14 protein-coding genes and 1 tRNA gene are annotated in these 25,460 nt (G+C 38.5%); 6 read left to right on the top strand and 9 right to left on the bottom strand.

All coding sequences use genetic code 11. The features are described from left to right. The first annotated feature begins 448 nt into the window (after positions 1-448). The 3 genes from CGC47_RS08650 (at position 449) to CGC47_RS08660 (ending at position 12,848) form a co-directional block, all read left to right on the top strand. Positions 449-9,841: an Ig-like domain-containing protein gene (locus tag CGC47_RS08650; protein WP_095900243.1), complete on the top strand. Its 9,393-nt coding sequence runs from the start codon at positions 449-451 to the stop codon at positions 9,839-9,841. A 104-nt stretch (positions 9,842-9,945) separates the two neighbouring features. Then, complete coding sequence (locus CGC47_RS08655; protein ID WP_095900194.1) at positions 9,946-10,869, top strand: PorP/SprF family type IX secretion system membrane protein; 924 nt, start codon at positions 9,946-9,948, stop codon at positions 10,867-10,869. Positions 10,870-10,889: 20 nt separating this feature from the next. Next, the gene (locus CGC47_RS08660; protein WP_172458716.1) at positions 10,890-12,848 is read left to right on the top strand and encodes an OmpA family protein; all 1,959 of its coding nucleotides are present in this window, start codon (positions 10,890-10,892) and stop codon (positions 12,846-12,848) included. 236 nt (positions 12,849-13,084) lie between these two features. On the opposite strand, the gene CGC47_RS08665 is transcribed toward CGC47_RS08660, so the two are convergent. The 6 genes from CGC47_RS08665 to CGC47_RS08690 form a co-directional block, all read right to left on the bottom strand. After that, the gene (locus tag CGC47_RS08665; RefSeq protein ID WP_095900244.1) at positions 13,085-15,460 is read right to left on the bottom strand and encodes an outer membrane beta-barrel family protein; all 2,376 of its coding nucleotides are present in this window, start codon (positions 15,458-15,460) and stop codon (positions 13,085-13,087) included. Positions 15,461-15,583: 123 nt separating this feature from the next. Further along, on the bottom strand, positions 15,584-16,306 hold the full coding sequence (locus CGC47_RS08670) for a head GIN domain-containing protein (RefSeq protein WP_041999429.1): 723 nt from the start codon (positions 16,304-16,306) through the stop codon (positions 15,584-15,586). A gap of 317 nt (positions 16,307-16,623) precedes the next feature. Beyond that, positions 16,624-17,727: a hypothetical protein gene (locus tag CGC47_RS08675; protein WP_041999431.1), complete on the bottom strand. Its 1,104-nt coding sequence runs from the start codon at positions 17,725-17,727 to the stop codon at positions 16,624-16,626. Between the two features lie 85 nt (positions 17,728-17,812). Then, positions 17,813-18,286: a hypothetical protein gene (locus CGC47_RS08680; RefSeq protein WP_041991367.1), complete on the bottom strand. Its 474-nt coding sequence runs from the start codon at positions 18,284-18,286 to the stop codon at positions 17,813-17,815. Next, positions 18,273-18,821, bottom strand: coding sequence for an RNA polymerase sigma factor (locus tag CGC47_RS08685; protein WP_041999434.1), 549 nt, complete (start codon positions 18,819-18,821; stop codon positions 18,273-18,275). The genes CGC47_RS08680 and CGC47_RS08685 overlap by 14 nt, the downstream gene beginning before the upstream one ends. Positions 18,822-19,084: 263 nt before the next feature. Then, positions 19,085-19,729 carry a Crp/Fnr family transcriptional regulator gene (locus CGC47_RS08690; RefSeq protein WP_095900245.1) on the bottom strand — a complete coding sequence of 215 codons (645 nt, stop codon included), beginning with the start codon at positions 19,727-19,729 and terminating at the stop codon, positions 19,085-19,087. Positions 19,730-19,885: 156 nt separating this feature from the next. Between CGC47_RS08690 and aspA the strand changes: the two genes are divergently transcribed. Beyond that, positions 19,886-21,280 (top strand): aspartate ammonia-lyase, encoded by a 1,395-nt coding sequence (gene aspA / locus CGC47_RS08695; RefSeq protein ID WP_095900246.1) that lies wholly within the window; start codon positions 19,886-19,888, stop codon positions 21,278-21,280. Between the two features lie 180 nt (positions 21,281-21,460). Beyond that, positions 21,461-21,536, top strand: a tRNA-His gene (locus CGC47_RS08700). Positions 21,537-21,698: 162 nt separating this feature from the next. On the opposite strand, the gene rpsU is transcribed toward CGC47_RS08700, so the two are convergent. Then, complete coding sequence (rpsU, locus tag CGC47_RS08705) at positions 21,699-21,893, bottom strand: 30S ribosomal protein S21 (protein ID WP_013996471.1); 195 nt, start codon at positions 21,891-21,893, stop codon at positions 21,699-21,701. Positions 21,894-22,006: 113 nt separating this feature from the next. Next, positions 22,007-22,765: a class I SAM-dependent methyltransferase gene (locus CGC47_RS08710; protein WP_095900247.1), complete on the bottom strand. Its 759-nt coding sequence runs from the start codon at positions 22,763-22,765 to the stop codon at positions 22,007-22,009. Positions 22,766-22,941: 176 nt separating this feature from the next. Between CGC47_RS08710 and CGC47_RS08715 the strand changes: the two genes are divergently transcribed. Beyond that, positions 22,942-24,615, top strand: coding sequence for an Ig-like domain-containing protein (locus tag CGC47_RS08715; RefSeq protein WP_041999468.1), 1,674 nt, complete (start codon positions 22,942-22,944; stop codon positions 24,613-24,615). On the opposite strand, the gene era is transcribed toward CGC47_RS08715, so the two are convergent. Continuing rightward, positions 24,575-25,456, bottom strand: a complete 882-nt coding sequence (gene era, locus CGC47_RS08720) for a GTPase Era (protein WP_013996474.1) — start codon at positions 25,454-25,456, stop codon at positions 24,575-24,577. The two genes, CGC47_RS08715 and era, sit on opposite strands and share 41 nt — an antisense overlap. Between the last annotated feature and the right edge of the window lie 4 nt (positions 25,457-25,460).

A 25,460-nucleotide genomic window follows, 5' to 3' on the forward strand; every position in this document is an offset into this window, starting at 1 on the left:
TAAAAAGTAGGAAGTTACTTTGAAAATATAGTCATTGAGAAATGTAGCTAACTTTATACAATTTGTCCCATTCTAAAATTTTCTTTTAAAGAGGGTAATCCTTTGAAAATAAGTATATGGCAGAGGAAGGGGGATTTTACTTTCCCTATTACTTCATCGCTTTCGCAATGCATACCCTTAATGCTAATTTATCGTTAATGTATATGTGAAAACATAAAAAATGATTATAAAAATGTTATTCTATTTCTATAGGAATGAAATTTTGTATCTTTTTTAACTTATTTTTTTAAATTTATTTATTGTTAACATTTTTTGGTATATTTGTAGCCTAATTGATCAATATAAGCTCATTATTGTATTTTTGTTTTAAAAAAGGATTTTGTGTTATATAGAGTATAGCTATACTTTTAATACATTTTGTAGTAATAAGAACTAATTTTTAAACTCAATGCGAATATTATTCAAACTATTTTTCTTTTTGGTAAGCCCAATGCTGTGGGCTCAGGGAAATCCTCCGACGACCTTACCAACGCCTTCGGGAGATTGTGATGCGTATTTTGATGGGCTGATTAAACAGACTAAGGCAAGTGTGTTTTCACCCATTGAATCGGGTAGTAATGCCGTTATCTATTTGGATAACTCGCGTATGGCTACCGGTGTAACCTATTTTGCTATAAACAAAGCCACAGGAATGTGGTTTGCAGGTAGTTATGACACTACGCTATTTATGGTTACCATTCCTGTGGGGGTTCTTACCCAGAATACCACTTTTGAAGTACACGCCATTGCAGGTGGTTGTAGTTTCAAGGTAGTAGATGATGTTACTTTTGAGGTAAAACCAATCACGGAGGTACATTTGCAAACCCGTGTGCGCGATGAGTATTGCGATAACTCAGGGGGAATTTACTACCAAATGATGGGCGATAGCAACGACAATTATAATTTTTATCACAAACTGTCCACGCAAACCGCTTTTCAAACCGCTACCGCAGACCGAAACGACTTGCAAACCGTACAAGGTGGAAAAACCTATGTTATTCGTGCTGAGTTGAAAACGGACTCCAACACATTCTACGAAAAAACGATAACCGTAAAAGATGCAAAAGTACCTAATCCGCCAGGAATTGAGTACGCCATCACCGCACAGCCTATACTTTGTGGGGCTAATACGGGTCGAGCCATTGTAAACATTACCAAAGGGGTGTCCTATCCGTTTACTTTTAAAATTACCTCTGGCCCTGAAACCCGACCCGAACAAAGCAGTAATGTGTTTGAAAACTTACCTGCGGGGAATTACACGATGTACGTAAAAGACGCCTGTGGGCAAGGACGTACCGTAAGTTTCAGAATTGATGGTCAAGCTTTTTATATAGGACCTATTGGAGGGTCTTCTTACATAAAACCCACTGATGAGTGTGGACGAGGGGCTGTTAGTTTACAACGTGGTATAAAAATGGCAAGAAACCATTGGTATACCGATGCTATTCCCTACCCGATGACGGTCTCCTATACGCTTACTTCCCCTAGTGGGGTGTCGTATGCGATGACCCGTAGTTTTAACAACCGAACTGAATTAGTAGCTTATGCAGGGTATGATCATAACCAAGAAAGTGTCTATTTCTACCACAATGTACCGACAGTAGGTAATAAAAATTTCTTTGGTGATGGAGTGCAAATCCCGTTTGAAAAAGGCAATTGGACGCACAACTTCCAAGTAACCACCGCCTGTGGGACACACAATTTAGCCCTTCTTATTGAGAAGGTAAAAACAAAAGAGGATGATTTTAACCATTGGGCAAGAATTGATAAAGGGTATGACACTTGTGGTAAAACCTATATTTATGCCACTGTGGAATGGCTTCATAGATTTGTATATATGGTATTGGATGAAGCACCCATAGGATTTGATCCCGTGGCGGCAGGTTTTACAAAAAATCATCGCTTTGGAGGAAAATATTATAAATATGGTCAGTTAGCTAAGCCCGCTTTTCCATTAGTGAGCTATCCTCATTTGTTGTTAGGAGACTATAAGTTCACCTACGTACACGCAGAATGTGGCTTTGAAGTTCAACGCCAAATTACCGTAACCGATTTGCAAAATCCCGTGGGTGTGCCCAATACAAGTCAGTTTCATAGCACCTATTATTGTGAAAATGAAAGTTATGGAATACTTTTCAGACCCGCTAATCAGGAACAAATTCCTAAAAAAATCCGTATTACAGCCTTTACGCCCGCTTCGGGTACTTCGGGTACATTTACTGTACCCCAAGAATATGACTACGACCAGTTGATAACCTTAGGAAGCGGACGAATTATAACCAATTTACCCTTTGGTACTTACACTCTATCAGCAATAGGCTTTGATTGTCAGGATGATGTAGTTAATAAAGTAGTAACCGTACACCTCCCAACCCCCGACCCTAAGGTGCGTTTTACAATGGTAACAGGTTGTAAAGTTCAGGTGGAATTGTATGACGCAACCAATGATAACTATCAACGTAAATATTCCTTACAAGGTTATGACAAGACACAAGCCCGTTGGGTAAATATGATTGACCCTAATATCTCCCCTTATGGTGATCTTTTATCAAGTGAAAAGAAAAATGCAACTAAAAGTTTAGCAAATAACAAATATAGGCTCTATTCCCGTTATCGAGTGGTGGAGCTTACTAATGTTATTCATAATTCAGAAGAATGTTTAAAAGTGATAGGCGAATACCAAGCTCCTTCGGAGTTACCTACTTTGGTGGATATCGTAGGGGCTACCTGTGGGTTGAATCAGTACCAAATTATGGTGGTCGCCAGTGGTGGAACGCCTCCGTTTACCTATAAAATATTAAGCAGAAGTGTAGGAGGATCCTTGGATACTTCTTTTGTGCCTATTACGAATACCACAGGGAAGTTTACTATCACGGAAACCAATCCTTCGGCTTCGTACAAATTTGCGGTGGAAGATGTCTGCAATCAGGAAACCAAAGATGTAGAAATCCGAAATATGACGCCATTTGTCATCACCACCGACCGCACCGAGTACTGCCAAGGCACTTCGGCTACCCTTTCCGTACCCGATTTGTCGTTAGCTTATACTTATGAATGGTTCCGTGAAGACGACCCAAGCACCATTTTATCCCATTCACCTACCTTGCAGGTGAGCAATCTACAAGCTACTGATTTTGCTCATAAGTACAAATTAAGAGTAGCTCCGAAAGATGCGTCTTTCACTTTGTGTATTCCTGCGGAATATCAGGTGCAGTTAACGGGCAGTACCGCATCAGTTCCTGTACTGACAGGTGATGCTACCAATGTGGTGTTGTGTGCTTCCGAATTAGACGGAAAAGCTTCTTATGATATACGCACCAATTTATTTGCCACAGTGCATAACAATGCGACAGCTTCGGGCTATACCAACGGTGTTATCCGAGAGGTTTCAGGAACGTATCCAGTTTCACAAAACGGGCTTATGACATTGCACATCAAGATGATACCCATATTGGAAGGACAAACCTTTACCTTTACCTATACAATTTCCAACGCTTGTGGTTTGGAGGCTACCAAAACCGCCACTTTAACGATTAAACGAAATATTTCGCCCAAAGACCTCTCTCCGAATGCTATTGCCTTTAACGTTTGTGAGGGTGACCTAACCAATTTTGTAACTTTTGAGGCGAATCATTTTAACGATTTGACACAATATATTAAGGTTCAAAATACAGCACGAACCACCGATGTTATTGAGTTTTTCAGCGATGAGCAAGGTAATACGCCCATTCATCAGTTTCACATTGTTGCAGGCAGTAGGGATATTTTTTACAAAATAAATAGAGCCAATTATTGTTCCAGTATAGCCAGAGTAAGAATTATCAAGAATGCGGCTTACAAAAAAACAGACGGAACAGAAGATCCTCGTTTGGCGGATTTGAACTATAATACTTGTGCCAACGGAGTAACAGTACAAGATGTAAGAGCAAGGCTACAACAAATTTTCGGACGCTATTCAACTCCAAAGGTTTATCTAATTCGTATGGTAGGCGGTGTAGAAACTTCATCAGAATTACCTGATACGTATGCACTTACCACTTCCGAAGTTTATCGCTATCGTATGGAAGATGGTGGTTGCCCTTCATCGTGGAGAAACATCACCTTGAATTTCAATCAAACTAATATTGTTACACAACCCGTGTCACATATCGTTTGTTCGGGTGAGCAGGTGGTGTTAACGGCTTTAGGGGCTTCAACCTCACCACCAACCGCAGGTAAGATGATTTACAAATGGTTTGAAAGCACCTACAACGGAACGATAGGAGCTACCCAAGTACACGCTCAAACGCTCAATAGGGGAGAGGCGTCAACCTATACGCCATCTACGGCAAGTATGGGGGCAAAATACTACTTCGTGGAGGTAACCGTCGAAAATGTTTGTAACGTACCTATGTATACGAATATTGTAAAGGTAGAAGTTAAAGGAATGACAGCTTCTGTGCCAACAGTAACTACTTTATCATCAGTTCAATGTGGTGAGGATGTGAAATTTACTTTCACAGGAGTCCCCAATGAAGAAGTGCATTATACAGTAAATGGAGTAGCTTCAACCATCACTTTACCTACAAGTGGTGTTTATACGCATACGGTAAGTAATGCCACCACCACCCAAGTGCTACGTGTGGTTTCAGTGTCTAATGCTTCGGGTTGTCCAACAATACCAACTACGGGGAATGTTTATACCGTTACCGTAAACGATTTGCCAACCCCAACAGTACACCTGTCTGATGCGCTGTGTGGGATAAACGGAACAACAGCTACTATCACCAATTATGATAGTAGTTTTACCTATACTTTAATCCCTAACACTGCTAACCTAATTGGAAATACCATTACAGGTATGGTACTCGGGACTAGTTATAAGTTAGAAGTTAGAAATGGAACTTGTACAATAGCCTCTACCCCTTTCCAAGCTAAGGTAGCACTTCCTGTTCCGACACCTCCTGCGGTTACCAATCAGGTATTTTGTGCTTCCGCGGATACAGCAACCTTTGTGGCAACGCCAACGGCAGGACATACGTTACGTTGGTACGATACGGTAACTTCAACTACTTTTGAAACCACCGCACCAAGTGTTTCGTTAAACGTAACTACCCAAACAACGTTTACCAAGTATGTGAGTCAGGTAAATGCAGAGGGTTGTGAGAGTGATAAACTGCCAATAAAAATAGCCGTGAGAGCTTTGCCTACGGCACCAACCGTAACAGTCTTAACCCCTGCGGTTTGCTTGGGTGGAACTGCTCAGTTTGTCATAACAGGAAACGTTAGTGATACCGTAACTTATAACCTTAACGGAACGCTACATAGCGTAACTTTAACCGCTACTACCCATAACGTTACAATAGACAATGTTACAAGTACACAAACCTTGACGTTGGTTTCTGTAGAAAATACGAAATACGCACTATATGAAGATTTTGGCATTGGGGCAGCGATTTGTAGTCCTGATGTTAAACTCCCAAAGTGTAGAGCTCTTGTTTCTACGTATGTTGGGGCTCATACTTATGAAATTTCCAATAAAAATAGTGCTTGGTATGACGATATTACCAGTCAGGGGTATGGCTGGTTAAGACCCAATGACCATACTTCCAACGGAAAAAATGATGAGGGAAGATTTTTGGTAGCTAATTTAGGAGTACCTAATATGATGTTCTATGAAAAAGAACTAACAGGTATAGAATCTAATACGCCAGTAACCCTTGAATTTTATTATTTCAGTCTTAGTCAATGGACTGCACCACCAGATGCTAAACTACCAGTGATACGAGTTCGTTTGGTAGATGAAAATGGTACGGTAGTGGCTCAGGATGAAACTCCGTCGATTCCTAACGGAAATATTTTACCAAACCGATGGAATCGTTTCCAAATTTCGGGAAATCCAAGGAACAGTACCAAATTGAAAATACAATTTATTAATAGATTGTACCCTGATAAATGGAATGATGTAGCCATAGATGATATCAGAATAACACAAGAATCTACTTGTATATTACCATTGACAGAAACCAAAACTGTTACCGTAAAAGCCTTACCAACCCCAACCATAAATGCTGTTACGGCCACTTGCGGAAATAGTGGTTCGGTAACCATTACAAACTATGATGCAGCTAATACTTACACATTTAGTGATGCAGCGATAACCCATACAGGGGCAACCATTACAGGTTTTGCTTTTGGAACTACATATACGATGACGGTTTCCAACGGAACTTGTACCGAAACTACCTCTTTTGTGGTCAATACTACGTGTACCATTGATGCAGTGGATGACCCTCTTATTGAGGTAGATGCATTAAGTACACATCGTACTTCTGCTATCAGTATTTTAGATAATGATGTACTAGGAACGCTTTCGGCAACTACGGCTAATGTTACTATTACGCAACTGAGCACCACCGATGCTCGCGTAAATATCGACCCTGCAACGGGGAAAATACGACTTACTAACTCCACTGTTCCTACGGGGATATATACGATTACTTATCGTATCTGTGAAGAAGTAAACGATACGCCTTGTGATACGGCTACGATAACGGTAAAAGTAAGAAATATTAAAGCGGAAAACGATGTAGTTTCGTATATCGCAGGACTTATAGCAGATAACATATTATACAATGATACGTATAATAATGAAGAAGCCTTCGACTATTACAACGATTTGAAAATAACCATTACCTCTCCGTTACCGTCAGGAGTAACTATTGAACCCGGAGGAGATTTTAAAATTACAGAAAGTGTAAGAAGTGGGGTTTATACCTTTACGTATCAGATTTGCTCAGAGGTGTTGCCCGATGTATGCGATTCGGCAACAGTGACCCTAACAGTTAGAAATATAATTTCTGCTTATGACGATAATGACGGAGATTATTTAAATGGTTACAGTGTAGTACCTAACAATACTATAGATATTTTTGAGAATGACAGACTAAATTCTCATTTTGTAACTTCGCAAACCGTTACCATAAGTTCGCATACGGCATTACCTACCGGAGTAACCATTGATGCTAACGGTATTGTAACCATCGGTAATGATACTCCAACGGGTGTACATTCCTTCACTTATGTTCTTTGTGAAAAAGATGTTACACCACCAATTTGTGATTCGGCAAAAGTACTCTTTACGGTTAAAAACATCAATGCTGATAATGATGATTTTGAGGTGTCGGCGGGGGGCAATACGGGTAGTGTGCTAAACAACGACAAATATGATGGAGAATTTTTGTCTTCAACGGTGAGCGTAACCTTAACTCCAATAGGGACATTACCATCAGGGATAAGTTTAGACCCTATTACAGGAATAGTTCGTGTAGCTTCGGGAACGCCAAGTGGTAATTATAGCTTTAATTACAAAATTTGTTCAAAAGTAGTACATTCTTTATGCGATGAAGCTACGGTAACGATCACGGTTCAAAACGGCATAGTCGCCGAAGATGATGATTTAGGACCGGTAGTATCGGGTGGTACGACTACACAAACGGTTATTAGTAATGATAAGCTTAATGGTACGCCTGTGGTTATAGGCACAGGTACGGGTGAGGTGACCCTTACACCAATCATTACCCCAACGGGCATTACGTTCAATGGCGACGGAAAAGTAACGGTAGGAACGAATGTTTCGAGTGGAGTTTATACGTTGACCTATAAAATTTGTGAGAATGGAGCGACCCCTGATAATTGTGATGATGCTACGGTAACGGTAACGGTTCAAAACAGCATCGTAGCTGATAACGATGATTTAGGACCGGTAGTATCGGGAGGCACGACTACGCAGACGGTTATTAGTAATGACAAGCTCAACGGTACGCCTGTGGTTATAGGCACAGGTACGGGTGAGGTAACGCTTACTCCAATAGTTACCCCAACGGGCATTACGATAGATGCTACTAACGGGAAAGTAACGGTAGGAACGAATGTTTCGAGTGGAGTTTATACGTTGACGTATAAGATTTGTGAGAATGGAGCGACCCCTGATAATTGTGATGAAGCTACGGTAACGATCACGGTTGAAAACAGCATCGTAGCTGATAACGATGATTTAGGACCGGTAGTATCGGGAGGCACGACTACGCAGACGGTTATTAGTAATGACAAGCTCAACGGTACGCCTGTGGTTATAGGTACAGGAGTAGGTCAGGTAACGCTTACTCCGCTTATTACCCCAACGGGCATTACCATAGATACTACGAATGGTAAAGTTAGTGTTGCTAATAATGTACCGAGTGGTGAATATACATTGACGTATACTATTTGTGAGAACGGCTCTAATCCGTTGAACTGTGATGCAGCTACGGTAACAATCACGGTATTATCATCAAACACGGTATTGGCGATTTCTGACATTAACAATACGTATTTGAATACTTCTGTGAGTGGTAATGTATCTACTAATGATGAAGATCCTCAAGGGGATGCATTGGAATTTAGTTTGCTAACGGCTTCGAATCATCAGGGTCATAGTTTGGTGTTTAATTCGGATGGTACATACGTGTTCACGCCTAAGGAAGGTTTTACGGGAGTTGTGGTTTATGAGTATGAGGTTTGCGATAAGGGGATGCCTCGAGCTTGTGCTACGGCAACGTTAACGATAGGGGTATTTGCGCAACTTAATGCGAGTGCTAATACGGTATTTGCCAATGATGATGCGGTACGCACTAAGGTAGGAACTCCTGTGTTGATTTCGGTATTGGCAAATGATATTGACGTGGAAGGGGATACCTTTGAGATTACGAGCCATCCGAGCCATACGTCTTATGGTAGCTTGTCGTTGTCCAATGGTAAATTTATTTACACGCCTAATGCGGGTTATGTAGGGGTAGATAGTTTCACTTACACGATATGTGATAATCGCACTACGGATAAGGCTTGTTCTACAGCTACGGTAAGGGTATTGATTTTATCCGATACGTCAAGCAATACGACCTTTGCTAATGATGATGCTTATAACGGAGATAAAAACAGAGTGATTTCTGGTAATGTATTGAGTAATGATGTGGATCTTGAAGGAAATGGTCAAACGACAACATTATTGTCGGGCGCTACTAAAGGAGTGGTAGTGTTAAATGCCGACGGAACCTTTAGCTATAAGCCTAATATGGGTTATGTAGGTCCAGATAGTTTCACTTATAAGTTGTGTGATGATGGCACACCAGAGGCTTGCGCTGTTGCTACAGTGTATTTGACGGTAAATGAATCGGAGAGCATTGTGGCTAATAATGATGACTTTACAAACACCCCAATTCGCAATATGGTGGGAGGTGTATTGGGTAGTGTACTTACCAATGATACGTATTTGGGAGTACCGATTAGTTCAGGACAGGTGAGTGGTGTTACGCTGTTATCTGATGGAGGTCTTACGGGAGTGACTTTAGATGGTTCGGGTCATTTGACGATTCCACAAGGAGCTACGGAAGGTACTTATACGCTAACTTATGAGGTCTGTGAAAAGAGCAAGGGTAGCTGTGCTACGGCTGAGATTTATGTACGTATCATAAAGGGTTGTCCGCTGAACTTCTACAACGGATTATCTAATAATGAAGACGGTACTAACGACGGTTTTGTAATAGACGGTATTGAGTGTTATCCTAAAAATAAGGTACGTATTTATAATCGTTGGGGGGTTAAAGTCTTCGAAACGGAAGGTTACAACAACAAGGAACGCTTGTTTAGAGGGATTTCTAACGGACGAGTAACGGTAGATGTGGATAAAAAACTTCCGCAAGGCACGTACTACTATGTATTGGAATACACCGATGCTTCAAATCAAACGCATAGTGAGGCGGGTTGGTTGTACATTAAGCGATAGTTTTTATATATAAGCATAAGCCGGATGTTTTTTCATTCGGCTTTGCTTAACTAAACGAAAAGGAAAAAAAATCGAACAAGGAAAAAAGAAATAAAGATTCAGTTATGAAGGGAAGTAATAGATTTGTACTCATTTTAATGCTTATGTTTAGTGTATTTGGATATTCACAACAGGAGTCGCAATACACGCAGTATATGTACAACACGATGCAGTTTAATCCGGGTTATACGGGTTCTCGTGGTGTGGGTAGTTTGTTTGGACTTTATCGTACGCAATGGGTAGGTTTGGACGGAGCTCCTAAGACGAGTAATTTGAGTTTTCATACGCCGATAAAGAACAAGAATGTTGGTTTGGGTTTGTCGATTCACCACGAGACGATAGGTCCTCAGACGGACACGAATTTGATGGTTGATTTTTCGTACACGTTGAATTTGGAGAACAGCAAGTTGGCTTTTGGGATAAAGGGTACGGCAGGTTTTTTCCATATTGATTACAATAAGTTGCGTTTGCAGGATTCTGGGGATTATATATTCACGGGAGGTGATAATCGTATTTTTTCTCCGAATGTGGGGGCGGGATTGTACTGGTACTCGGACAATTGGTATTTGGGATTGTCTGTTCCGACGCTATTGGAGACGGATGTTTACTCTCGTAATGATCGTTCGATTTCTGTACTTAAGAACACACAGCATTATTATTTGATAGGGGGTTATGTCTTTGATTTGTCAGATTCTGTAAAGTTCAAGCCTGCGGCTTTGTCTAAATTGGCTTATGGTACTCCTTTGCAGTTGGATTTGTCGGCGAACTTTATGTTTAATGAAAGATTTGTCTTGGGCGCTGCTTGGCGCTGGTCGGCAGCGGTGAGTGCTATGGCAGGTTTTCAGATTAGTGACCGCTGGTTTATTGGTTATGGCTATGATTTTGAGACTACGGAATTGTCGAAGTATAATTCGGGTTCTCACGAAATCTTCTTAAGATATGAATTTATAAAGACGTACAAGAAGGTGGTATCACCTCGTTTCTTCTAAGGGTAATAAAAGGTTAGGATATGAAATTAAGTTACAGATTATATAGTGTATTGTTTTTTGGGCTGTTGTGCTTTAGTGGTTCTTATGCCCAGAACAAGGATTTGGAAAAGGCCAACAAGCTTTACAACAGTTTTGCTTATGTTGATGCCATTAGCATTTATGAGCGTATAGCACGTAAGGGTTTTGAGAATCAGGAGTTGTTGGAACGTTTGGGCAACTCGTATTATTTCAATGCGGATTATCGCAATGCTTTGGTTTGGTATGAAAAGCTTTTTGGTAATTCGCAGTATGAGATTAGTAAGCCGGAGTATTATTATCGTTATGCGCAATCGCTTAAATCGGCAGAGCGTTATGAGGAATCGGATGCGATGATGAACCGCTTTATTGCCCTTACGGAGGAAGACAATCGCGGAACGATATTCGAGGAGAACCGCAATTATCAGCAGGTGATTGCTAAGAATTCGGGTCGTATGGATTTGCATTTGGTGGATATCAATACGGAGTACTCGGAATATGGTACGGCATTTTATGGGGATAAGGTGGTTTTTGCTGCGAGTAACAACAGTCTTTTCAAACCGACTTCGTATTGGACGGGAGAGACGTTTTACAACTTGTATGAGGCACGTCGCGATAGCATCGCTTTGAGTAAAAAATCAGAGTTTTCTTCGGTGTTAAGCACGAAGTTTAACGAATCGACGGCGGTTTTTACCGCTGATGGCAATACGGTTTATTTTACGCGTAATAACTACATCAACAAGAAGGTAGGAATGGATAGTGATAATGCCATTCTTTTAAAGATATTGAAATCTACCAAGGACGCTAATGGTCGTTGGAGCAAACCGGTGGAATTGCCATTTAACAGCAATGTGTATAGTGTGGCACACCCTGCTTTGAGTCCGGATGAGAAGTATTTGTATTTTGCATCGAATATGCGAGGCAGCCGTGGGGCTTCTGATATTTTCCGTGTGGAGATTTTATCAGGCGGAGGATATGGTAAACCGGAGAATTTAGGTGAGAATGTAAATACGGATGGTAGAGAGTCTTTTCCATTTATCTCGAAGAATAATGTCCTTTATTTTGCCTCGGATGGATTTCCGGGCTTGGGCGGTTTGGACATTTTTGCGGCACAGATACACCCTGACGGAAGTTTAGGTAAGGCGGTGAATGTTGGTCGCCCTGCCAACAGTCCGGATGACGATTTTTGTTATGTGATAGACAGCGACACGCGTGTGGGCTTTTTAACCTCGAATCGTTCGGGAGGTGTGGGTAAAGATGATATTTATAGTTTTTATGAGCGTGTACCGTTATATTTTTCTTGTACGAAGTTGATGCGTGGTGTGGTTAAGGATGCGCATACACAGGCGGTATTGTCGGATGCTTCATTGACGCTTTCAGGGGTTGATTTTGAGGCATTGGACAGCATCCAAAGTGCTCAAGACGGAACATTCGCCTTTGCTAAGGAAGTGGATTGCTACAAACCTTACTACTACGTGAAAGGGGCTAAGGAGGGCTATGAAACGGCAGAGGTTAAGGTGTTATCGCAGACGGACAAGGATTTTTATTGTGAGGTATTGCTTACACCGCGGGTGATTCAGGTAACGCAAGGGGATGATTTGGCTAAGGTATTCAAGATAGAGAACATTTATTTTGATTTTGACAAGTCGAATATTCGTTACGATGCTTCGGTACAGTTAGCTAAGATATTGGAGGTGATGCAGGAGTATCCTAAGATGAAGATAGATGTACGCTCGCATACGGATAGCCGTGGTTCGGACAGTTACAATATGGCGCTTTCGGACAGACGTGTTAAATCTACGATTAAATGGTTGATTGCCAATGGCGTCAGTGCGGATCGATTAACAGGAAGAGGCTATGGGGAGAGTCAGCTTACTAACCATTGCAGCAATGGGGTGGATTGTAGCAAGGAGGAACATCAAGCCAACCGAAGAAGCGAGTTTATTATCGTGAGTATGGAGTAATATTTATGGGATAAGGTAGGAAATAGTATTTTTCCGAATATTATAATTGAAACCACATAGAATCATAATATAGATGTTTCTGTGTGGTTTTAAACTTAATTTGGGTAAGCTTTATGGTTTTTTTGACCTTGATGAGGATTTATATCCTCTTTTTGAAGATAGAAAATACCGGTTGATATATAGAAAGTTGTCTTTTTAGGAGTAGCTTTTTTGTTAATATGACGTAACTGTATCAACTACTTCTGATTATTGAACTGATATTTCACTGAAAAAGACACATAGGGTTGGTGTCTGGTTTGAGCCTTTAGAGCAAATTTTTCGCTGTTTCTTTGTTGGGTTTGTCGATACGAGTCGAATACATTCCAGCCCGAAAGTGTCAGTTGCCAACGATTATCTTTAAAGCTTTTGGTAAGTGAAGCCGAAGCCAAGAAAATCGCATTGCTTTCAAATTGTAGGTTTGTGATAGGAGATTGAAACGCACAATTCAATCGGGCAGAAAAATTCTTTGGAAATTTAAACGTGTTGTTCATCTTCCCGTGAAAACGCCATTGTGAAAAATCATTTTTTACGCCGTCTACGTTTGTTTTTTGTTCGAAATAAAAACCACTCACTGAAGCATTTACATTCCACCAAGAGAAAATATCCACTCCTGTCATCAATTCAGAGCCTACCGACCACGAATCGCCCAAATTTTCCTGAGTAATAAGCAAAATGTTATCACGAAACGGACGGCGATAATTCCCAAAGAAATCGTGCTGATTACGTGCAAAAACTTCCACTGAAAGAAAATCCTTACCCCACGATTTTTTGAAATTCACCTCATAAGCATCGGTGTAACTGAATTGCAAACGGCTGTTTCCGTTGGTGTAAGTGTACCTGTCTTCCATTTTAAAGACGGGCGTAATTGCCCAATATTCAGGGCGATGGATGCGACGGCTGTAATTGGCGGCTAATTGTGTATCGTCCGAGAAACTATACAACAAATGCACGGACGGAAACCAATCGGTAAAGTTCTTTTGGTACACATCGGTAGTCTGAACCGCTGAGTTGGTGGTGTATGAGTAGGAAACATCACGTCGTGTATGCTCTACCCGAAGTCCCAATTTGTATTCGAATTTCTTCCAACTGCTTTTGAACGTGGCGTAGGCGGCGTACTCGTTTTGTTCATATTTAATTTTCTGATTACTTGGGAAATCGGAGGAAGGAATACCTATTTTATCGCCGTGAAAAATACCGCTTTCTGTGGTAATTTCAGGAATGAAGTCAGTTTCTATGGCGATTCCTGCTTCCAAATTGCTTTTTTCGGTCAGAGGCAACTCGTAAGCCAATTCCGTAGAAGTAAAGATTTCATTTTTTTCTGCTTCTATGCTTCCAAAGACAATGGTTTCTGACGGACGCGTCCACACATTTCGATATTCAGAATCAGAACTTCCTATGAAGACATTGTATCCCGAAGTCAGTTTCAGTGAATGAGATTTATCTTTATTAAAAAAGTGATTATATTCCAAATCCACACCCACCATTTGATAATCAAAAGCATAACTATTGTTGTTGGTTGATTTTTCCGAAGTGATTAGGTTTCGATTTAGGTCGAATATGCTTTCCGTAGTTCGTATGTAGGAGATTTCTCTTTCTCGGTCACGTAAAGGTTTCAGATTTACCGAAAAATCAATAAAATCATTGTCGGTTACATCATAATTGAACCCAAACTCAAAGAAATTACTTCTATTTCGTTTTTTAGAGTTGCGTATTTCGTGTATTTCAAAGAATTTATTGCTGGATTGCAATTGGTTGAATGTCTCCATATCCGTTTTTGCGTTGGTTGAATGTCCCAAATATGCGGAAGTGTGCCAACCGCCTCGTTTTCCCTTTTTATCTGTCGAAAAACTGATTTGGTTTGTAGCGAGGGTGTTAGCCAACACAGAAGCATTGATAGCATATCCTTCCAAACGATTCTTTTTGAGCAACACACGGATAATTCCTGCCGTTCCTTCCGAGCTGTATCGGGCGGACGGATTGGTAATGATTTCTATCTTTTCAATTTGTGAAGCCTCAAGCGTACGTAAACGTTCCTCGCCATTTTTTACCGCTATTCCGTTGATATACACCTTAAATGAACCTCCTTCGCGATAACTTATCTTGCCTTCGACGCTGATTTGGATTGAAGGTACGTTGGTTAGCAAATCAATAGCGTTGGAAGCCTCTGGAAAAGCAGTTGCGTTGATGGTTTTTCGGTCAACGCTGTAAGAAAGTGCTGCACGTTTGCCCTCTACGACTACTTCGCTCAGATTTTCAGAAGCTATCTTTAGTGAAATTACGCCTAAATCGGTTTTATGTTGTTCGATGTCGATTTCTTTTGTGAATTTTTCGTATCCAACAAAGTGAAATGTGATTGAATACTTTCCTTTTTGCAAGTTTTTAATTCTGAAATGTCCTTTTTCATCGGAAACCACGCCAATTTCAACGGATTTGTTGGATATTCCTTGCAGAGCTACCTCAGTAAAGGGCATTTCTTCCTTTGTTTGAGCATCAACTACCTTGCCCGAAATCGAAAAATCTTGCCCGTAAGAGAAAGCACTTAAAAAATATAAAATGAGAAGGAATTTTTTCATAAGCAATTATTCTGATTTAAGTTGTTGGATAAAAAATGAGTGTAAACCGAGTTACTTTTTTAAGAAAACATCGAAGGCTTTTTTGAAATCTTCGATGTTTTTAGTCTGATAATGATTTAATTGCTACTCAAAACTGACCTCTCCACTACCACTAACGTGTGTATCTTCCAACTCGGGTTTGCCTTTTACTGAAACATCGCCTGAACCTGACACTTTTGCCTTGATTGATTTGGAAGCATATACATCTACATCACCTGAGCCTGAAACAGTAACCTTAACGCGTTCAGCTTTGATGTTTTCAGTAGAAATATCACCCGAACCTACTAAAGAAATTTCAATTTCTGGGCAATTTCCTTTAGCAATCAAATCGCCTGAACCTAATAATGATAAATTCAGATGAGAGGCATTTACATTAATGTTAATATCTCCCGAACCCGACAGAAAGCATTTTAAATTGCCTACATTTATCTGTTCTCTCATTGAAATATCGCCTGAACCGGATAAAATTATCTGTTCCAATCGCTCGTTTACAGGGACATATATCAGTAATTTGTGTGTTAAATTATAGTTGAAGTCGTCTTTCAGTTTGATGGTGATTTCCTCATTTTCGACGGAAGTTAAAATATAAGTTTCTATATTGTCCGAAGCCTCGATACGTACGTTTCCTACCTCACCTTTAAGTAAAATTACATCTAAAGAGCCTTTTACTCTTACAGAATTGTAATTGCCTACCTGACGTTCTTTCGTAATGATATTTCCGTTATCTTTTATGGTCTTTTTACCAAACCATTGTCCGTAACTTACTGAAAATACAGCTAAAAATAGAATAGTTGCAAATCGTTTCATATTATTTTAATTTAAATGGTTAATTATTTTAAATGGTTTTTCTGCTATTTTGAAGCGAATGAAGTGTTTTTTAGTTGAAAAAATGAGATAATTTATAGCTTTTATGGGGTTTTGTGCTTATTTTTATGAGTTATTTTTTATTTTGAGTTTCATTTTTTATAGATGATGACTCATTTATGTTAGATGGTGCATCATTTCTATCGGATAATGTTTCATTTCTATTAGATGGTGGTTTATTTCTATCGGATGATGCTTCGTTTCTATCAGATGATGCTTCGTTTCTGTTGGATTGCATATAATTTCATAAAAATAGAATACTAATTTTCATAGATTTTTGTTCCTGCATATTCATTTGAGATGTTAAATGTATTTTTCCCGTTGCCTTTCTGTCCGCTAATTGAACTTTCCAGCATTTGAATGTTCTTTTTGGTGTAGGGAAGGTTCTCCGGCATTGAGATTTTCCCATACGAATTCAAAAACGTGTATTGAAACTCCCAATTTGGATGATAACCCACCAAAACGGCTGCATATTCCGCATCAATTTTGACAAAATTGGTTTGAGGAAGGATTTTTTCTATCTTAACAGCACCATAATCACAATGGATTGTGATATTTTTGGAGACTTTCCCAACCGAAACGCTACAATAATCAGCAGTAATTTCTCCTTTTTCTATATCTTCAACACGGATTGAGTTATAATCAACTTCGGCGATGAGTTCTTTCACTTTGCCGATTTTTAAACCGCTATAATCACACTTTGCCCTGATATAGTTTGCTGTATTTATTGTTATGCCCGAATAATCTGCGTTTAAATTGAGCTTATTTATCTGTTCGATGTTGGAATTTTGGCAATATCCGAGGTTAATGTAAGCATCGGAAAGGATTTCCCCCAAGTTGATTGAACCATAATCCACATCAATTTTCAAAGGACTGAGCGTTTTATTAAGAAAAACGTTTCCGTATTCGTTTTCCAGTGCTATTTTTACGCTTTCTGGGAGTGAAACTTTATAATTTATCTGAAAACTGATGGATTTTTTACGTCCGAAACTCTTAAAAAACGATGAACTTTCATTAATTATAGTTTTTGCTGATACGGAATTGCTGCTTGAATTTGAAAAATCCACGTAGATTTGCTTTATCCGTTCTTGAGCATCGCTCGGATTATTGCTACTTACCTTAATTTCTACTTCAAAATTGATAGTATTTTTGTTGTTTTCGCTACTTACAAGTGTGATTGTTCCGTATTTGTTGGCTATAAAAAGTGAAGCCATTTCGCTGACCTTAAATTCCTTGCGGATTGTCTTTGTTTCGGTATGTTTGTACCTTATAAAGAGGTCATTTTTGCTATCAGGTAGGGAATTTTCTCTTGCCGAGATAATTCCGAACCACAAAATACCGATGATTAATAATACCTTTTTCATATTTTTTGAAATTTATGTATTGTTTTTGTGTTTTCTTGAAATGTTATTGTTTGATTATGTGATGTTTTTCTTGTTTTTAAATCTGTTAGAGAATCATTGCTATCACATTATCTGAAAATTTGATTTGTGTATCAAAATTGATAACCATTGCATTGAGTAATTGTTTATTATGTCCTTCTTTAATGATTTTATTTCGGATAACAAGATAATCAGCATTCATTTTTTCGAGCTGTTTGAGGGCATCTTCGGTAATTTTTTTGTTTTCTGTATGATTTTTGATGATGTTTATATTCTCCTGAATGATAGGTAGATAGTATTGCTCGGATTGGTATGCTGTTTCTGATACATTTTGAAGCGTTAGAGGCTTTTGTGAAGTCCAGAAAAGTATTGCCACAACCGATGCAGCTACAGATATACTCCAATATAGCACTTTTTTGAGCGTTGGTCGTTTGATTTTGAGATGCTTTTCGGTTTCTGATTGCCGTTTTGCCATTTTTTCGAGGAAACGGGCTTCGTGTCCGCTTGGAAGTTCGTATATGTCAAATTTATTTTCTTTCATTTTTTAGTTTTTCTATGGTTTCACGTAACGATTTTTTGGCTCTGGAAAGCGTTGTTCGGCAATTTCCATCGGATATATGTAAAATTTCACAGATTTCTTCATTATCAAATCCTTCGATGAGCGAAAGATTCAGGATAACACGTAATTTTTCGGGGAGCAGACTTAGTGCATAAAGTAAAATCTTTACTTCTTCCTCTTGGAAGCTCCATTTTTCTTGCTCATTGTCATCAATTGGGTCGATGAAGGTTTCTTCCAAATAGCTAATTTGTTTTTCTTGCCGAATCATCATCAGTGCCTCATTGATTACGATGCGTTTAAGCCAACTCCCAAAGTTATTTTCTCCTCGAAATTCGTCCAGCTTTTGGAAAGCCTTTATGAAGGCTTCTTGCACGGCATCTTCGGCTTTGTCCTGCTGCTGGAGCATACGCAAGGCGGTGTTGTACATCGCTTTAGCGTACTGCCTGTACAGCCCCAATTGTGCTTTGGGGTCGTTTTGGCGACAAGCTTCGATGAGTATTTGAGTTGGGTTGGTCAAAATCTTTCTTTTTGTTTTAAAGATGCAAACAAAACACGATTGTTACAAAATTAGAGGATTTTTTTGAAAAATTTTTTCCTTTATCAAAAGCCTATTCAAACTGATAGATTGCATATAAAGACAAGAAAAGAGCTACTAAAAGGATACCAAACGAAAAATAATCACCTCTTGCAAAAAATTTACGCCACTGAATATATACTAAATAAAAAGCTATTTTAATCATTGAAAATCAAAAATATAATTCTTAATCCTACGAAAAAACATTATCCGTATTTTTTGAGTTGCTCCAAAGCCGATTGATTAGCAATGATAATTTGCTTGTTTTTTTCAATAATGTAACCTTCGCGAATGAAAGTTTGAATGATTTTAGTGATATTTTCACGCGAATATCCTAGCATTTCTCCCATTTCTTTACGTGTGAGATGCTTTAAAAATCCTTTTTGAGAATATTCTAACAGAAAATGAGCCATCGCTCCGCTGATTTTAGTTTCTTTATAGGTAATACTACTTTGAATGATTTTGCGAAAATCAGTTGCATTTTGGGCAAATACAGCGTTTAAAAATAACGGATTGGTCGCAATGAATTTTTTAAAAACGTGTAAATCAATCTGTATGATATGAGTATCTTTAGTGGCATAAGCCGAAAAGAAAATGGGCTCTTCGGTGTAGAGAGAAATTAGCCCTAAAAAATCATTAGTGCCTGAAATCCAGAAAAGCCGTTTTTTGGGGTCGCAAACCTTTACCATTCCCTGTACGATGAAGTACACCGAAAAAAGCATACTTCCTTCTTTGATAAACATTTCCTCTTCTTCAAATTTTAAATAAGTAGTATTTGCTTGAAATACGGCACGTTCTCTGCTACTTAATACTTTGAAAATCGGATTTTTAAAAATGTCTGACGATAACATAAAAGCACAACGGATTTTTAACCTTTTGGTGTGATTTTTTTCACGTGGCAAGGTATGAAATTATACGTAAATGAGTGTAAAAACTAACCCTAAAAATTATAACCATTACTCAAAAGAGCAATACCTTTGTAGTAGAATTAAAAAATAAGGAAAATAATGTCAGTAGAATATCGTGTAGAATCAGATTTATTAGGGGATTTGCAAGTTCCCGCAACGGCTTATTATGGAGTGCAAACCCAACGTGCTGTAGATAATTTTTATATTTCTGGAAGTAAAATGGGAGACTTTCCAGAATTTGTAAAAGCTATTGCCTATGTGAAAAAAGCTGCCGTACAAACCAATCACCAATTAGGCTTGATTGACCAGAGAATTACCCAAGCCATATCTCAAGCTTGTGATGAACTTATTTCAGGAAAGATGCACGACCAATTCCCCGTAGATATGATTCAAGGAGGGGCAGGAACCTCTGTAAATATGAATGCTAATGAGGTTATCGCTAATCGTGCTCTTGAAATTATGGGATACGAACTTGGCGATTATCAAAATTGTTCCCCTAACGACCACGTAAATCTATCGCAATCCACCAATGATGCTTATCCGACTACGGTTAAGTTGGCAATCATTAAAATGAATCAAACACTAATTGAGCATTTGAAGTTGTTGGTGCAATCTTTTCGTAAAAAAGGAGAGGAGTTTGCCGATGTAATCAAAATGGGTCGTACACAGTTACAAGATGCCGTTCCGATGACTTTAGGGCAAGAGTTTGAGGCTTTCGCTGCTACAATGGAAGAGGAAATTACCCGTTTGAATAATAACGCCAACTTATTTTTGGAAATCAATATGGGAGGTACGGCAATTGGTACAGGGCTTAACGCACCAAAGGAATTTGCGAAATTGTGTGCTGAAAAGTTGGCTGAGCTTACTCAAGAGCCTTTTATTTCTGCCCCCAACTTAGTGGAAGCTACACCCGATACAGGGTCTTACGTAATTTATTCGTCGGCTTTAAAACGTATGGCAGTAAAACTTTCAAAAATCTGTAATGATTTAAGATTACTTTCTTCAGGACCTCGTGCTGGACTAAACGAAATCAACTTACCTCCAATGCAACCTGGCTCATCGATTATGCCAGGGAAGGTCAATCCTGTAATTCCTGAGGTAGTTAATCAAGTTTGCTTTAAAGTATATGGTAATGACTTGACGGTAACTTTTGCAGCTGAAGCCGGACAGTTACAGCTCAATGTAATGGAACCTGTGCTTTGCCAGTCTATCATTGAATCAATAGTATTTATACAAAGAGCCATTGATACACTTCGAGTAAAATGTATTGACGGAATCACAGCAAATCGGGAAGTATGCCGAAATATGGTAATGAACAGTATCGGTATTGTTACGGCACTAAACCCTTATATTGGATATAAAAATAGTACCAAAATAGCTAAAGAAGCTTTAGAGACAGGAAAATCTGTTTATGATTTGGTGCTTGAAAAACAATTGCTTTCGCAAGATAAATTGGATGAAATTTTAAATCCTAAAAATATGTTAGGAATATAGTTATCATAAAGAGAATTAGTCTTAAGGCGATAGATTATTAAATCTATCGCCTTTTTTAATATTTTTGTTTTGAGGTAAAATTTATGAAAGGAGTAAAAAAAATCAAATTATAAAATATTTTTTGTTTAATAAGTTTTGCAGATAGAAAAAAAAGATTATCTTTGCACCTGCAAATCAAATGGTGGTTTTAGCTCAGTTGGTTAGAGCGTCGGATTGTGGTTCCGAAGGTCGCCGGTTCGAGCCCGGTATTCCACCCATAAAAAAGGCTTACATCATTGTAAGCCTTTTTTGATTTCTTATATTTTTATCTGTTAGAAATTTTTAGGAAGTCTATAAAAAACAGAAACCATAACGAATTTTCGCTATGGTTTTCTAGTATTTTAATTGAGTACAATACCCAACATATGCTTTGTCAAAACTATATATCTTCCTGATCTCTTAGTCTTTGGATATATTGTGCTTTTTGAATTTCACTTCTTCTCTTCACAGAAGGTTTCGTAAAATGCTGCTTACTACGCAATTGGCGCACAACACCTGTTCTGTCAAATTTTCTTTTGTAACGTTTTAGGGCTTTGTCTATATTTTCCCCTTCTTTAACTGGAATTATAAGCATAATTAGTACACCTCCTCTCGTTTAGGGCGCAAATGTAAAATTAATAAATCAAAAACGCAACACTTTTATGTTTTTTTCTTATTAAAAATAGGAAATGGCTATTAGGCAAATTACTATTTAATACAAAGAGGAATAATTTCATTGGGGTCGATACGATACTTTTCTGCTTCAGCTGTTGAAAAATGATACCCATAATAAATCTCATTTACCTCAAAACCAATGCTTCTCAATTTATCGAAGTAATCCATACCATAAACACGCACGTGGTCGTACTGCCCAAAGATACGAGTGCGCTCCTCGGGTGTAGTAATGGAGTCGTCTTGAAATGTTTTCGCTCTGTTACGGTCTTGTGGAACTTGAAAAATGCCTCGACCTCCTTTTTTCATTACTCGGTAAAGTTCGTGCATAGCCTTGGTATCGTTAGGGATATGTTCCAAAACGTGATTGCACAAAATAAAGTCGAACGTGTCATTGGCAAAGGGTAAGTTGCATAAATCAGCCTTAACGTCTGCCAAAGGCGAGTACAAATCGGTAGTGATATAATCTAAGTTTGGCTGTTTTTTAAATCTTTTATAGAAGGCTTGTTCGGGTGCGACGTGTAATACTTTCATTTTTCGGGAGAAAAAATCAGTTTCTTGTTTCAAAAATAGCCAAAGCAATCGGTGACGCTCCAGCGAAAGGGTTGAAGGGGAGAGTACATTGGGGCGCTGTTTGCCGTATCCGTAAGGCAAAAATTGACGAAAACCTTTGCCGTCAATGGGGTCAGTATATCGTTTTCCTCTTAAAAAAAAACTTAAAAACGGACGTACCCAATAGCTGATTTTAATCAACCACTGACGAGGTACTTTGTTGAGAATCCAAGAAAAAATCAAAACTTTAAAATTGAATATTTAGGCAAAAATAAGGGCTTTCTTTGGTTATTTTTATTTTTTTGTCGCTTTTATTGTTATTAAACCTTTTTTTAATAGTATTTTTGTGATTTGTATGTTTTATTGTAAAAAACATATGTAATGATAATGTGTTTATAATCAAATTTTTATTTGTGAAAATGCTACGAAAATATTTTTCCGCGATATTGTTATTTTTGTTGGTATCTGTATTGGTACAATGTGCTCGGCGTGGTTCTCCCACCGGAGGTCCCAAAGATGAGACTCCGCCAGTGTTACTTGAAGTTCAGCCAAAATCAGGAGCTACCCATTTTAATGCTAAAAAAATTCGCTTTGTGTTTGATGAGTTGGTAGTTGCTAAAGATATTCGTAAACAACTAATTATCTCACCTCCGTTAGAGAATTTTCCTGAAATTTCGCCTATTTCAGCTTCTCGATGGATAGATGTGAAAATTACCGATACTTTAAAGCCTAACACAACCTATGTTTTTAATTTCGGAAATAGCATTCAAGATTATAACGAGGGGAATGCGTTTCCCTTTTTGAAGTATGTATTTTCTACCGGAGCGTTTATTGATTCGTTAAGTGTACGTGGTGAAACTCAAGATGCTATAAAACCCAAGCCTGACAATTTTGTTTCTGTGATGCTTTATCCGTATGATGAAAATTATAAGGATTCTTTAGTTTTTAAGCAAAAACCGATGTATATTGCCAATACCTTAGACAGCTTGAAATCCTTCGAAATCAATAATGTAAAAGAGGGCAAATATATGCTTATTGCATTGAAGGATAAAAATAACAATTATCTTTTTGACCCCAAGGAAGATAAAATAGGCTTCTTAGAAAACCCCATTTCGGTGCAAAATGATAGCTTATTTCATACCCTAACTTTATTTAAACAAATTCCTGATTTTAAACCTGCCAGACCTTTTCAAGCTGCCGACAATCGTATCGTTTTTGGGTATGAAGGCAAAGCCGATAGCATTGAAATAAAACCCATTGCTCCTGTTTCTCAAGATTTTAAATACATCATCACCAAAGAACCTAAAAAAGATTCGTTGAACTTATGGTTTACTCCAAAACAAAAAGATTCTTTGGTATTTACCTTTGCCAGAGGACAAAAAATAGATACATTCAAAATCAGACTGAAAGAAACCAAAGCCGACAGTTTAAAATTGTCATCTAAATATTCCAGTACACTCCCCATTGGTAAGTATTTCGGTTGGAGTTCGAATACGCCTATAGTCAAGACCGATAGTACAAAAATACGAGTAATGAACAAAGATTCGGTTTTCATTCCATTCAAAACCAAATTGGAACAAAATGGATTGGAATTTTTATTGATATTTGAAAATCAGCACAATCAAGAGTATAGCATCACGGCACTACCTGAGGCGATTACCGACTTTTTTGGGCAGCCCAACGATACGTTACAGCAACGAGTAAAAACCTCAAAAGTGGAAGAGTTATCTACCTTAAAGGTAACTATAAACGCTTCGCTACATTTTCCTATAGTGATGGAACTCACCGATGAGAAAGGGGTAAACGTTGAAAAACAGATTTTTGCGAATAAAGCTCAGCCCGAATACGTCTTCAGTAATGTTAATCCAGGGAAATACAAAATGCGGATAATTGAAGACCAAAACAACAATAAACAATGGGATACGGGTAATTTTTTAAAGAGAATTCAACCTGAAAAAATCATCTATCATCCTAAGCTTATTGAACTTAGAGCCAATTGGGAAGTGCAAGAAATTTTTACCATTGAGTCGTCTGGCACGGAAAATCCAAAGCCTATTCTCGATAACCAAAACGGCGCAACTGACGGGCGTTAGAGCGCCAATCCTTGTTTACCTTAACGAAAATGGTAATATGTACTTGTTTGCCGAAGAATTTTTCCAAATCGGTACGTGCTTGTGTGCCTACTTTTTTTAGGGCTTCGCCTTTGTGCCCGATGATAATTCCTTTTTGGGTTTCGCGCTCCACCATAATTACCGAACGGATATGAATGATGTGCTCCGAATCAACAAAAGACTCTGTTTCAACCTCTACAGCATACGGAATTTCTTTTTTGTAATTAAGTAGAATTTTTTCTCGAATGATTTCGTTAACAAAAAATCGTTCGGGTTTGTCGGTGAGTTGGTCTTTTGGAAAAAAAGCGGGTGATTCAGGTAAAAGCTCAATGATACGATTGAAAACCTCATTGGTTTGAAATCCTGCCAAAGCTGATATAGGAAATACTTCAGCCTTAGGTACTTGTTCTTTCCAATAAGCCACTTGTTCCTCCAAAACTTCTTGTGATGATTTATCAATTTTGTTGATAAGCAAAAGTACAGGAATATTCATTTTATTGATTTTAGCAAAAAATAAGTCATCTTTGAGCTGTTTTTCGCCAACTTCTACCATATAGATCAAAATATCGGCATCTTCAAAGGCACTTTTTACAAAATCCATCATTGAGTTTTGTAGCTCGTATGCCGGTTTTATAATTCCAGGAGTATCCGAAAAAACAATCTGAAAATCATCGCCACTGACAATACCAAAGATACGATGCCTTGTGGTTTGTGCTTTTGAGGTAATAATAGATAGTTTTTCGCCCACAAAGGCATTCATTAGTGTTGATTTCCCTACATTAGGATTTCCAATAATATTTACAAAACCTGCTTTATGTCCCATAATC

This window comes from Capnocytophaga canimorsus (genome assembly GCF_002302565.1).
GTDB classification, from domain to species: domain Bacteria; phylum Bacteroidota; class Bacteroidia; order Flavobacteriales; family Flavobacteriaceae; genus Capnocytophaga; species Capnocytophaga canimorsus.